Annotated in this window: 15 protein-coding genes; 11 read left to right on the top strand and 4 right to left on the bottom strand. The window is 57.2% G+C overall.

Annotated features, from left to right (window positions below):
• Positions 1-3 precede the first annotated feature (3 nt).
• From proQ to ACW5XC_RS17660, 3 genes are all read right to left on the bottom strand, one after another.
• Positions 4-642 (bottom strand): RNA chaperone ProQ, encoded by a 639-nt coding sequence (gene proQ / locus ACW5XC_RS17670; RefSeq protein ID WP_042055001.1) that lies wholly within the window; start codon positions 640-642, stop codon positions 4-6.
• Positions 643-744: 102 nt separating this feature from the next.
• Positions 745-1,203: a GAF domain-containing protein gene (locus tag ACW5XC_RS17665; RefSeq protein WP_042055000.1), complete on the bottom strand. Its 459-nt coding sequence runs from the start codon at positions 1,201-1,203 to the stop codon at positions 745-747.
• A gap of 93 nt (positions 1,204-1,296) precedes the next feature.
• Positions 1,297-1,767: a hypothetical protein gene (locus tag ACW5XC_RS17660; protein WP_042055073.1), complete on the bottom strand. Its 471-nt coding sequence runs from the start codon at positions 1,765-1,767 to the stop codon at positions 1,297-1,299.
• A gap of 281 nt (positions 1,768-2,048) precedes the next feature.
• Here ACW5XC_RS17660 and ccoN point away from each other — a divergent pair, with 281 nt between their 5' ends.
• The 11 genes from ccoN to ttcA all read left to right on the top strand — a co-directional run bounded on the left by ccoN (position 2,049) and on the right by ttcA (position 12,292).
• The gene (ccoN, locus tag ACW5XC_RS17655) at positions 2,049-3,473 is read left to right on the top strand and encodes a cytochrome-c oxidase, cbb3-type subunit I (RefSeq protein WP_005336616.1); all 1,425 of its coding nucleotides are present in this window, start codon (positions 2,049-2,051) and stop codon (positions 3,471-3,473) included.
• Positions 3,474-3,489: 16 nt separating this feature from the next.
• A complete protein-coding gene (gene ccoO, locus ACW5XC_RS17650; RefSeq protein ID WP_005336618.1) occupies positions 3,490-4,104 on the top strand; it encodes a cytochrome-c oxidase, cbb3-type subunit II in 615 nt (204 codons plus the stop codon).
• A 10-nt stretch (positions 4,105-4,114) separates the two neighbouring features.
• The gene (locus tag ACW5XC_RS17645; RefSeq protein WP_005336620.1) at positions 4,115-4,294 is read left to right on the top strand and encodes a CcoQ/FixQ family Cbb3-type cytochrome c oxidase assembly chaperone; all 180 of its coding nucleotides are present in this window, start codon (positions 4,115-4,117) and stop codon (positions 4,292-4,294) included.
• Positions 4,294-5,277: a cytochrome-c oxidase, cbb3-type subunit III gene (gene ccoP / locus ACW5XC_RS17640; protein WP_005351929.1), complete on the top strand. Its 984-nt coding sequence runs from the start codon at positions 4,294-4,296 to the stop codon at positions 5,275-5,277. Before ACW5XC_RS17645 ends, ccoP begins: the two co-directional genes overlap by 1 nt.
• A gap of 140 nt (positions 5,278-5,417) precedes the next feature.
• Positions 5,418-5,918 (top strand): FixH family protein, encoded by a 501-nt coding sequence (locus tag ACW5XC_RS17635; protein WP_042055072.1) that lies wholly within the window; start codon positions 5,418-5,420, stop codon positions 5,916-5,918.
• A gap of 86 nt (positions 5,919-6,004) precedes the next feature.
• Positions 6,005-8,389: a heavy metal translocating P-type ATPase gene (locus ACW5XC_RS17630; protein WP_042054999.1), complete on the top strand. Its 2,385-nt coding sequence runs from the start codon at positions 6,005-6,007 to the stop codon at positions 8,387-8,389.
• A gap of 138 nt (positions 8,390-8,527) precedes the next feature.
• On the top strand, positions 8,528-8,716 hold the full coding sequence (ccoS, locus tag ACW5XC_RS17625; protein ID WP_005336630.1) for a cbb3-type cytochrome oxidase assembly protein CcoS: 189 nt from the start codon (positions 8,528-8,530) through the stop codon (positions 8,714-8,716).
• Positions 8,700-9,386, top strand: coding sequence for a sulfite exporter TauE/SafE family protein (locus ACW5XC_RS17620; protein ID WP_042054997.1), 687 nt, complete (start codon positions 8,700-8,702; stop codon positions 9,384-9,386). The genes ccoS and ACW5XC_RS17620 overlap by 17 nt, the downstream gene beginning before the upstream one ends.
• A gap of 68 nt (positions 9,387-9,454) precedes the next feature.
• A complete protein-coding gene (locus tag ACW5XC_RS17615) occupies positions 9,455-10,210 on the top strand; it encodes an FNR family transcription factor (RefSeq protein ID WP_005351934.1) in 756 nt (251 codons plus the stop codon).
• Positions 10,211-10,361: 151 nt separating this feature from the next.
• Positions 10,362-11,309, top strand: a complete 948-nt coding sequence (uspE, locus tag ACW5XC_RS17610) for a universal stress protein UspE (protein ID WP_005345417.1) — start codon at positions 10,362-10,364, stop codon at positions 11,307-11,309.
• 74 nt (positions 11,310-11,383) lie between these two features.
• A complete protein-coding gene (gene ttcA / locus ACW5XC_RS17605; RefSeq protein WP_005336634.1) occupies positions 11,384-12,292 on the top strand; it encodes a tRNA 2-thiocytidine(32) synthetase TtcA in 909 nt (302 codons plus the stop codon).
• A gap of 74 nt (positions 12,293-12,366) precedes the next feature.
• On the opposite strand, the gene ACW5XC_RS17600 is transcribed toward ttcA, so the two are convergent.
• On the bottom strand, positions 12,367-12,533 hold a 167-nt coding region (locus ACW5XC_RS17600; protein ID WP_456516100.1), incomplete at its 5' end, for an integrase core domain-containing protein.

Raw genomic sequence — 12,533 nt, 5'->3', positions numbered from 1 at the left:
TCCTTAGAGAACCAAGTGCTCTGATTTGACCCGCACCATCATGCCGGTCTGCAGTTGGACCTGTACATCGTCCTTGGTTACTTCCTTGATGGTTGCCGGAACCGGGAATTTACCCATAACGACGCGCACATCCTGGCCCACTTTCAGCGTAGCGGCATCCACTTTAACCAGCGGAGTGTCAGCGACCGGTGCCTTGGCGGCAGCTTTCGGCTTGGCAGCTACATCAGCTTTCTCGGTTTTGCGCACAGCAGGACGACGGGGCTTCTTGGCCTTCTCATCCTTCTCTTTGGTATTGGTACGACGGCTGGCGAATACGCGCTCTTTGCTCTCTTTCAGAGCTTGCTTGGCGTGCTCGATGTGCTCTTCGGTCAGCAGCTCGCCCGGGTTGCCATCCAGATCAACGCGAGCCTGGCCAGCTTTGAGACCGTGCAGGTAGCGCCAGCTGGAGGTGTATTGACGCAGTGCGGAACGCAGCATGGTCTTGGAGACTCTGGCATCGTCAGCAAGACGCTCGGCCAAATCCTGGAAGATGCCAATCTTGAGCGGCTTGGCCTCTCCTTCAGCAACGAAGCAGGCCGGGAATTTCTCGACCAGGTAGGCAACGATCTCTTTACTGTTCTTCAGCTTCTCAGTGTTTTCCATGTATAACCTTGGCTTTCATATAAACGCACGGGCACGTCCCGAGCACAACAAAGGCCCCATTATAGAGAGCTTGGGGCCTTTTGCGAACCATCTAGCAATGACTTAGAGCATGCTTTCCAAAATTTGCACCGTTTCTTCGAGGCCAATCCGGTCTTGCTGGTCGAAACGGTTAAAAATCGGACTGTCGATATCGAGTACCCCGATGATCTCGCCACCACGGCGCACCGGGATCACGATTTCCGAGTTGCTCGCGCCATCACAAGCGATGTGACCATCGAACTGGTGGACATCGTCAATGAGCTGGGTTTTCCCCTCTGCCACTGCCGTACCACACACTCCGCGGCCGACCGGGATCCGCACGCAGGCCGGTTTGCCCTGAAATGGCCCCAATATCAGGGTCTCGCCCTGCAACAGATAAAAACCGACCCAGTTGATCTCCGCCAGCTCCTGATTAAGCAGTGCGGAGAGGTTGGCCAGATTGGCAATCAGATCGGTTTCCCCCTCCAGCAGCGCCTTGGCCTGCTGGTTGAGGGTGCGATAAAACGGTTGTTTTTCAATCATGATTAAATGAACTTCACTCCCTGATGGTTTGGGGAAGGTAACGCCTGGCTGGGAAATTTCAAATATTTTTTCCACTCCCCACCCCTTGCGCCGTTATTCCCGGGCAACGGAAAGCGCCAATTGCTGGCGTTGACCATTACTCCACTCGATATTTAACAGCCAGACCATGACGGGTGACGTACAGCTCCCCACCTGGGTCACCCCCTGCCACTGTCCGTCTATTTGTTCAAATTGTTCAAAGTTCACCGGAATGGTGCCCATAAACATATCTTTGCCTTCGAGTGTCGCTTTCACCGGTTTGATGGCCGGATCGCCGCCGGTAATAGCGATGGCAAAGTCATGTTCGGCGCGCAGCGGTAATTCCTTGATGGCGACCGTCAGCGGCTTGTCACCAATCAGCGCGCTGCAAGGTGTGTGGGAAAGATCACAAATCTGATCTTTTTTCTGGTCAGCAGAGACGCTGTTATCGGCCGAAAACCAGGTGCGATAGGCCATCAGCGCCAATAACAGCGCCAATACCAGTACGAGGTGCAAAACTTTACGTGCGGTAAGTCTCTCTTTCATCAAAAACAGCCCGATTAAGATGCAATTAAAATAGTTTTTTGTGATCTCGAACAAGGTAAAAAACTGCCATATCGAGACCCGACGGAGCCAAATATATCACTGTTTATACTGTTATTTTACCTGTCAGTTCAGTATCATTCCCATGCAGTTTTCATTTAGCCATCTTTTGCTTTTCCTTTCGTTAACAGATGTTAACAACTGGTCGGCGGTGGCTGATGAAGCCAGTCCGGTTCTCCGGATACAAAACCAAACAACAGCAGCATCGGAAGCGGAATATAACGATGAGCCATACAACTAACCATCCTGAGTACAACTACACCGTTGTTCGCCAGTTTACCGTCATGACGATTGTCTGGGGAATTGTCGGCATGTCGGTTGGCGTACTGATCGCAGCCCAGTTGATCTGGCCTGCCCTCAACTTCGAGACCCCGTGGCTGACTTACAGTCGTCTGCGGCCCCTTCATACCAACGCAGTGATCTTCGCCTTCGGCGTCAGTGCACTGATGGCCACCTCGTTTTACGTGGTGCAGCGCACCTGTCAAACCAGACTGTTTGGTGGCCCGCTGGCAACCTTCGTCTTCTGGGGCTGGCAAGCAATCATTCTCTCTGCCGCCATCTCTCTTCCGCTGGGTTACACCTCCGCCAAAGAGTATGCCGAGCTGGAGTGGCCGATTGATATCGCCATCACTGTGGTATGGGTCGCCTATGCCATCGTCTTCTTCGGCACCCTGATGAAGCGCACCACCTCCCACATCTATGTGGCGAACTGGTTCTTCGGCGCCTTCATCATCACCGTTGCGGTGCTGCACATTGTCAACAACATGGAAGTGCCGCTCTCCGGCATGAAGTCCTACTCCATGTACTCCGGCGCCATGGACGCCATGGTGCAGTGGTGGTATGGCCACAACGCGGTAGGCTTCCTGCTGACCGCCGGCTTCCTGGGGATGATGTACTACTTCGTGCCCAAGCAGGCCGGTCGTCCGGTTTACTCCTATCGCCTCTCCATCGTGCACTTCTGGGCGCTGATCTCCCTCTATATCTGGGCCGGTCCGCACCACCTGCACTACACCGCACTGCCTGACTGGGCTCAGTCACTGGGCATGGTGATGTCCCTGATCCTGTTCGTACCCTCCTGGGGCGGTATGATCAACGGCATCATGACTCTCTCCGGGGCCTGGCACAAACTGCGTTATGACCCCATCCTGCGCTTCCTGATCGTCTCCCTCTCTTTCTACGGCATGTCGACCTTCGAAGGCCCGATGATGGCGATCAAAACCGTCAACGCCCTCTCCCACTACACCGACTGGACCGTTGGTCACGTGCACTCCGGTGCGCTGGGCTGGGTTGCCATGGTCTCCATCGGTGCCGTCTATCACCTGATCCCGAACCTGTTCGGCCAGGGCCGGATGTACAGCGTCAAGCTGATCAACGTTCACTTCTGGCTGGCGACCGTGGGCACCGTGCTCTACATCGTTGCCATGTGGATTTCCGGCGTGATGCAGGGCCTGATGTGGCGTGCAGTCAACGAAGACGGCACCCTGACCTACAGCTTCGTTGAAGCACTGCAGGCATCCTATCCCTTCTATTTCGTGCGCTTCCTGGGTGGCTGCTTCTTCGTCACCGGCATGTTGCTGATGGCTTACAACGCCTATCGCACCATCACTGCGCCCAAAGGTTCTCTGGAACCTGTCGCCCAGCCAGCATGATTGAAGAGGTCAACCCATGAGCAACAATAACCGTCACGAAATATTTGAAAAAAGCGTTCCCATGCTGGTGGTCGGCATCATCTTCGCCATCAGTCTGGGGGGCCTGGTTGAAATCACTCCGCTGTTCTTCCAAAAGCAAACCACCGAGCCGGTGGAAGGCCTCAAGCCCTACACCGCTCTGCAGATGGAAGGGCGCGACATCTTCATCCGTGAAGGCTGCACCAACTGCCACAGCCAGATGATCCGTCCGTTCCGTGCCGAGACCGAGCGTTACGGTCACTACTCGGTCGCTGGCGAGAGCGTCTGGGAGCACCCCTTCCTGTGGGGCTCCAAGCGTACTGGTCCGGATCTGGCCCGTGTTGGTGGCCGCTACTCCGACGAGTGGCACAAGGTTCACCTGATCAACCCGCGCGATGTGGTACCGGAATCCAACATGCCCGCCTACCCCTGGCTTGATACCAATGTGCTGACCGGTGAGATGACGGCCAAGAAGCTGGCGCTGTTCCGCGATCACTTCGGTGTGCCCTATACCGACGCCGATATTCAGGGTGCTGGCGAAGCCGTCAAGGGCAAAACCGAGCTGGATGCGCTGGTGGCCTATCTGCAATCACTGGGTCATGCCCTGAAATAAGGAGGCGAAAATGGACTACGGCACATTTCGCGGTCTGTACACCCTGCTGTTGATGGCCATCATGATTGGCATCATCGTCTGGGCCTACAGCAAACGCCGCAAGACCTCTTTCGACGAGGCTGCCAATCTGGTTTTTGCCGATGATGAGCAACCCGGTGCTGATAAAAAGAACGCAGGAGCGAAACAATAATGAGCACTCTGTTTAGCATTTTTGTGACTGTCATCAGTCTGGGAACCATCCTCGGCTGCTTCTTGCTGCTGATGTGGTGCCGCAAGGACAAGATGGGTGTTGAAGAAGGCAAATCGATGGGTCACTCCTTCGATGGCATCGAGGAGATCAACAACCCGCTGCCGAAGTGGTGGACTTACATGTTCCTCTTCTTCATCGTCACCGGTCTGGTCTATCTGATCGCCTTCCCGGGGCTTGGCAACTTCAAAGGCCTGCTGGGCTGGCAAAGTTCCAACCAGGACGTGCGCTCGCTGGCAGAGTCCAAGGCTGCAACCGAATCGGCCAAGGCTGAAGGTCGCGCGGTGGAGTATGACCGCGAGGTCGCCAAGGCTGACGAGATCTACGGCGCCAAGTTCCGTGAACTCACCTATGAAGCGGATGGCAAAACCTATCGTGCCATCACCGAGATCGCCAAGGATCCGGAAGCACTGAAAGTGGGTCAGCGTCTGTTCCTGCAGAACTGCTCCCAGTGTCACGGCTCCGATGCCCGTGGTGGCCGCGGCTTCCCGAACCTGACCGACAGCGAATGGCAATGGGGCGGCCAGCCTGATCAAATCAAGACCACCATCATGGGCGGTCGTCAGGGGATCATGGCGGCCTGGGGTGAAATCCTCGGCAAAGATGGCGTTCAGGAAGTGGCCTCCTATGTGCTGAGCCTCTCCGGTCGCAAGGTCGACCTGGTGGAAGCGAAGAAAGGTGAAGCACGCTTTGCCATCTGCGCAGCTTGCCACGGGGCCGATGCCAAGGGCGGTATTGCCGTCGGTGCGCCAGATCTGACCAACAACACTTGGCTCTACGGTGGCTCCCGCGAAGTGGTGGTGCAAACCATCACCCACGGTCGTCACGGTGTGATGCCAGCCTGGAAAGACATTCTGGGTGAGGACAAGGTTCACCTGCTGGCCTCCTACGTTTACAGCCTGTCTCATCAACAGTCTGCCAAATAAGGTTCACCCATAACGTTGTAACATGTGATAAACACGTGATTACACAGCAAAAAGCCTCGACTCCTCGAGGCTTTTTGTTATCTTGTGTTGCGTAAAAACCATCTTCCACGTTAATCATTCGTTTCATGGCAGTAGCAATCATGACCCAACCTCTATCCAAACCGTGGTATCGCCAATTCTGGCCCTGGTTTATCATCGCCCTCCCCACTGCCGCCGTGGTCGGCAGCATCGCCACCGCCATCATCGCCAGTAAGGATGGGGTCAATCTGGTGGCCGAGGACTATTACAAACAAGGGAAAGAGATCAATCAGGACTTGAGCAAGTTTGACCGCTCCGAAGCCCTCAATATCCGCTTTGGGCTGGAGGTTGACGGCAACGAGCTGACCCTCAAACCCATCAGCGGCGATATTCCTGCCGGGCAAGCTCTCTATCTTTCATTGTTTCACCCGACCTTGGCCGGTCAGGACAGCGAGCACATGATCACCGCCGATGCGAGCGGCACCTATCGCCTCCATTTCGACAAGCCGCTGGTCGGCAAGTGGCACATTCGGGTCGATGCCTTTGATCACGAGTGGCGATTGCAAGAGACCGTCCAGCTGCCCACCCTGGCCACTGTCGAACTCGACCCGAAAGGACGCTAAGCCATGACCGGCTGTTCTCACTGTGGCGAGCCGGTTCTCGCCACCGCCCCTGCTGCTTGCATTCTGCATTCAGGGGGGCATAACGCATGACTCCCTGTTTTCACTGTGGCGAGCCGGTACCCACCAATAGTGGCTATTCCCTCGAGATAAAGGGAATTGTTCGCCCCATGTGCTGCCCAGGTTGTCAGGCGGTGGCGGAAACCATCATGGAGTGCGGCCTCGCCAGTTACTACGATCACCGCACCGCTCCCGGCACCAAGGGCGATCTGGTGCCCGAGGAGCTGGCCGCCCTCACCCACTACGATCTGGCAGAAGTGCAACAGGATTTTGTCACCGACAGCGGTACCCTTCGCGAAATCCAGCTGACAGTTGAAGGGCTCACCTGCGCCGCCTGTGCCTGGCTTATCGAACGCCACCTGATGACACTGACGGGCCTGCGCTACATCAACGTCAACACCACCACCCACCGGGCCCGCATCAAGTGGGATCCGGACCAGCTCTCCCTGAGTGACATTCTCAAGGGATTTGCCCAGATCGGTTATCGCGCCTACCCGTTCCAGACCCATCAACAGGAGGCGCTCTACGCCAAAGAGGTGCGCAGCTATATGTTCCGGCTGGCACTGGCAGGGCTTGGTTCAATGCAGGTGATGATGTGCGCCGTGGCCCTCTACATGGATCTCTTCATCAGCGTTGAAGATGAGTTCATGGTCTACTTCAAGTGGATAAGCCTGCTGCTCTCCACCCCCATCATGATCTATTCAGCCCAACCCTTTTACGTGGGTGCCTGGCGCAGCCTGAAACAGGGTCACCTGTCGATGGATGTGTCGGTGTCGCTGGCGCTGTTCGGGGCTTTTATCGCTTCCATGTGGGCCACTGTGTTCAATACCGGTGAGGTCTATTACGACTCCATCACCATGTTCGTCTTCTTCCTGCTGCTGGGGCGCTTTCTCGAGTTGCGGGCCCGACGCAAGGCGTCGGAATCGAGCTCCAACCTGGCGCGACTGGTGCCCATCATGGCGACCCGCATCGATGATGAAGGGGAGCATGAGGTAGCGGCCAAGACCTTGCAGGTCGGCGATCGGGTACGGGTGCTGGCCGGAGCCACCTTGCCAGCGGACGGCATCATTGTCGAAGGGCAAGCCAGCCTCAACGAATCCATGCTGACCGGTGAACAGCTGCCCCTGCTCAAACAGCCCGGCCATCAGGTCTATGCCGGCACCATCAACACGGATGCCCCGCTGCAGATCCGGGTCAGCCACCGCATCGAAGAGTCTCGGATCGCCCAGATCATGCGGCTGCAGGATCATGCTCTCGACGATAAACCGGCCATCGCCCAGATGGCGGATCAGCTGTCGCGCCACTTTATTCTGGTGCTGCTGATCATTGCCGCCGCGGTCTGGACCTTCTGGCACTTCCATCAACCGGATCAGGCGTTCTGGGTCACCCTCGCCGTGCTGGTTGCCACCTGCCCCTGTGCCCTGTCGCTGGCTACCCCGACGGCGCTAACCTCGGCCACCGCCAATCTGACCCGCAACGGCATTCTGCTGCGCCGTGGTCATGTGCTGGACGTACTGACCAAGGCAAACCGCATCGTGATGGACAAGACCGGTACCCTGACCACAGGGGAAATCAGTCTGACCGACACCACCACCTTGGCAGAGATGGACGAGACGCACTGCCTCGCCATCGCCCGGGCCATGGAGGCGCAATCCGAGCACCCCATAGCCCGCGCCTTCCGGCTACCCACCGACAGTATCAGTGTGCTGCCATCCGCCCGCGAGATCACCCCGGTCATCGGTCACGGCATCACGGCGCTGGTGGATGGCGTACGCTACCGCATCGGCAGTGCCCGCTGGCTTGGGCTGGATCCGGCGCAAGACCGCGGCCGCGGTCTGGCTATCTATCTGGCCGACGAGCAGCAGGTCTTGGCCCGCTTCAATCTGGAAGATACCCTGCGCCCCGATGCCAGGGCTCTGATCGCGGCATTCAAGGCAGCAGGTCTGCAAACTACCGTGCTGACTGGCGACAGCTCTCTGCAGGCAGACGAGATTGCCCGCGAGCTGGGCGTGGATGAGCTGGTCAAGGGGGTCTCGCCCGATGGCAAGCTGGCCTACCTCAAGGCCCGGGAAGCCCAGGGAGATATCAGCATCATGGTGGGCGATGGCATCAACGACGCGCCGGTACTGGCTGGCGCTCACGCCTCGTTTGCCATGGCTGGTGGCACCGATCTGGCGAAAAACAGCGCCGACGCCATCCTGCTGGCCGATGACCTGAGCCGCCTGCTCGAGGCCAGAGTGCTGGCAATGCGTACCCGCAAGATCATCATCGAGAACTTCGCCTGGTCCATCGGTTACAACCTGCTGGTGCTGCCGCTGGCGGCCTGCGGCTGGCTGCCCCCCTATCTGGCGGCAGCGGGCATGTCGCTCAGTTCACTCATCGTGGTGACCAACTCCATGCGCCTCAACCGATGAGGCTGGTGGCGAAAAATAGCTGAAAATGTGGCCTGCCTCCGATGCAGGCCACATTTCTCACTGATAGCGGCTGGCCCCCTGCCCGAACAGGGTTACCATAGGGGACGCTTGCCAAGGATGAACGCCAAGGTACCTCTCATGAATATAATTTTTGTCCTGATCCCCATCGCCATCCTGTTTGTGATCATCGCCGGGGTCGTCTTCTTCTGGGCCATTCGCTCCGAGCAGTTTGAAGATCTCGACCGGCAGGGTTCCAACATCCTGTTTGACGAAGAGCAACCTGCCCACAAACCCGTAAAGCCTGCTGACCATGACCCACAACCTTGATCTGGCCGGCGCCCTGCTGGTCGGACTGGCAGGCTCAGCCCACTGTATCGGCATGTGCGGTGGCGTCTCCGCCGCGCTCTCCATGGCGATCCCCGCCAACAAGCAACACTTCTGGGGGCGGCTTGCCTATCTGCTCAACTACAACCTCGGCCGGATCCTGAGCTATGTGATTGCAGGTGCACTGGTGGGCGGCCTGCTCGCCACCACCAGCGAGCTGGGCGCAGGCAAACACGCCATCGCCGGATTGCGCTTGGTGGCAGCGTTATTGATGATTGCGCTTGGCCTTTATCTGGCGGGCTGGTGGCAAGGGATCTTGCTGCTGGAGCGGCTCGGCGCCAGACTTTGGCCCCGTATCAAACCGCTGGCGGGCAAATTTATCCCCTTCACCTCACCTGTGCAGGCACTGCCCTTTGGCATGGTGTGGGGCTGGCTCCCCTGCGGGCTTGTTTACTCCATGCTGACCTGGAGCGCAGCGGCGGGTTCGGCCAGTGGCGGGGCGCTCATCATGCTCTTTTTTGGTCTCGGCACCCTGCCCACCCTGTTCGCGCTCGGGGGGCTCGCCGATCGCCTGAGATACTGGCTCACCCTGCGCAGTTTGCGCCTTGGCGGTGCCCTGCTGCTCATTTTGTTCGGGGTACATACCTTCTGGATTGGCATTGCTTCCTTTTGAAACCCTATCCAAAACGGATGAGTTGATGGTAAACTTGTTTGATATAAATCAATTATTCGTATGAGCCTATGATCCCGGAAAAGAAACCTGGCAGACGTATCCAGAGCGGTGGCTGTGCAATTCATTGCCAGGATTGCAGCATCAGTCAGCTCTGTATTCCCTTCACTCTGAACGACAACGAGCTTGATCAGCTGGACAGCATCATCGAGCGCAAGAAGCCGATCCAGAAGGGTGAAGAGCTGTTCAAGGCTGGCGATGAGTTCAAATCGCTCTATGCCATCCGTTCCGGGACCATCAAGTCTTACACCATCACCGAACAAGGGGATGAGCAGATCACTGCGTTCCACTTGGCTGGCGATCTGGTCGGGTTTGATGCCATCAACAAGCAGGCCCACCCCTCCTTCGCTCAGGCGCTGGAAACGGCTATGGTGTGCGAGATCCCGTTTGAAGTGCTGGATGATCTCTCCGGCAAGATGCCCAAACTGCGCCAGCAGATCATGCGTCTGATGAGCAGCGAAATCATGGGCGATCAGGAGATGATCCTGCTGCTCTCCAAGAAGAATGCCGAAGAGCGCCTCGCCGCCTTCCTGCACAATCTGTCGGTACGCTTCTCCGAGCGCGGTTTCTCCGCCAAGGAGTTCCGTCTCTCCATGACCCGTGGTGACATTGGCAACTATCTGGGTCTGACCGTCGAGACCATCAGTCGTCTGCTCGGCCGTTTCCAGAAGTCCGGTCTCATCAGCGTCAAAGGCAAATACATTACCGTGCTGGATCAGGTCGCGCTGGGCATGATGGCCGGTGCAACTCGCCCGCCCTGCGGCTGATTTTTACGCTTACCCTCCCGCTTTTCTCCTGCTTTCCCTGCCGGATCCTTTCCTCTGGAATGTGATCCGGTACGTTCCCCATACCCTCCTCCTGCGCTAAGCTGTAATGGCTAAGATTCTGCTGTCATTGGACTTTTCCAAGGAGGAGAAGATGGTCAAATATCAGAATATTCTGGTGGTTATCAATCCAGAAGAGGAGCGTCAAATCGCCCTCGAACGGGCAGTCAAAGTCGCCGAGCTGGACGAAAACGCCCATCTGACCCTGCTGCTCACCATCTATGACTTCTCGTATGAAATGACCGCCATGCTCTCGGTGGACGAGCGGCAAGAGATGCGCGACGGCGTCATTTCACAGCGACGTGAGTGGCTGGACGAGATCCTGACCCCCTATCGGGCACAGGGGATCGAATGCGAAGTGAAGGTGGTCTGGCACAATCGTCCCTTCGAGTGCGTCATTCAGGAAGTACTGGAGCAGCGCCACGATCTGGTGGTCAAAGCCACTCACCATCACAGCTTCCTGCAAACCTTCATCTTTACCCCCACCGACTGGCACCTGCTGCGCAAATGCCCCTGTCCGGTGCTGCTGGTCAAGGAGGGTCACTGGCAACGGGGCGGCAACATCATCGCCGCCATCAACTGCTCAAGCGACGATCCGGATCAGAAACTGCTCAATGAACGGATCACCCAGGAGGGAAGCGACATCGCCGAGCTGCTGGGCTCCAACCTCTATCTGGTCAACACCTACCCGGGCACCCCGGTCAACGTGGCCATCGAGCTGCCGGAGTTTGATCCCAACGCCTACAACGAAGCTATCCGCAAACACCACGAAAGCCTGCTGCTCAGCCATGCCGACAAGTTCGGGATCGGTCATCTCTGGACCCGGGTAGCAGAGGGGCTACCGGAAGAGGTGTTGCCAGATATGGCCGAAGAGCTCAAGGCAACCTTGATGATCATGGGCTGCGTCGGCCGTACCGGGCTTTCTGCAGCTTTGCTCGGCAATACCGCCGAACATGTGATTGACCGCCTCTCCTGCGACATCCTGATCCTCAAACCGGCGGACTACAGCTGCCCGGTCGACAGCCGTCGCAATCAATCATAAGGTGCCTGGCACCTTGCCCTCCCCCGGGACATGGCTATAATAACGCGCTTATTTGTGTCCCGGGTTTTACGAGCATGCTAGAAGAGCTGAACGCCAAAGAAAAATACAGTTTTAACAAACTGCAGAAGCGCCTGCGGCGCAACGTGGGTCAGGCCATTGCCGACTTCAACATGATTGAAGAGGGCGACAAGGTCATGGTCTGCCTCTCCGGCGGCAAGGACAGCTTCGGTATGCTCGACATACTGATGAGCCTCAAAGCCAGCGCCCCCATCCATTTCGATCTGGTTGCCGTCAACCTGGATCAGAAGCAGCCCGGCTTCCCCGAGCATGTGCTGCCCGAGTATCTGGATTCCCTCGGCATCGAGTACAAGATAGTCGAGGAAGATACCTACTCCATCGTCAAGGAGAAGGTACCGGAAGGCAAAACTACCTGCTCCCTCTGCTCACGGCTACGCCGCGGTATTCTCTACCGCACCGCCCAGGAGCTGGGTTGCACCAAGATTGCCCTTGGCCACCATCGCGATGACATCCTCGAGACCCTGTTCCTCAACATGTTCTACGGTGGCAAGCTCAAGTCCATGCCGCCCAAGCTGGTGAGCGACGATGGCAAGAACGTGGTGATCCGCCCGCTGGCCTACTGCAAAGAGAAGGATCTGATCCGCTACGCCGACGTCAAAGCCTTCCCCATCATTCCGTGCAACCTGTGCGGCTCGCAGGAGAACCTTCAGCGTCAGGCCATCAAGCAGATGATGCAGGATTGGGATCGCCGCTTCCCCGGTCGTATCGAAACCATGTTCACCGCCATTCAGGACGTGATCCCAAGCCACCTGCTCGACCACAAGCTGTTTGACTTCAAGAGCATCAATCGCGACTCCGGCATCATAGATGGCGGCGACAAGGCGTTTGATCCGCCCGAGATGCCAAAGGCGCCGCTGCTGGATATCGACGAGATGGACATGCTGGATGTGATTGAAGTGCGCTAAGCCGCGCTCACAGGGCAAATGCCAATGTCTAGTCCTGAAATAGGTTTACACATTTTCAACTAGCATTTCTCTACTCAGAACCCCCTATGTACCGCATCGGGGGGTCTGTATTTCAACGCATGATGCGGCCGCTCCGCGTTGTAAATATCCACTGCTTCACGCACAATCTCCCGCGCTTGCGCCAAATCCTGCGGGCTTTGCAACAATAACTCTCCTTTCAAAATCCCGTTCACCCGCTCCG

The organism is Aeromonas sp. 25-AL00135, from assembly GCF_054052385.1.
This window is presented reverse-complemented; position numbering and strand designations above follow the sequence as displayed.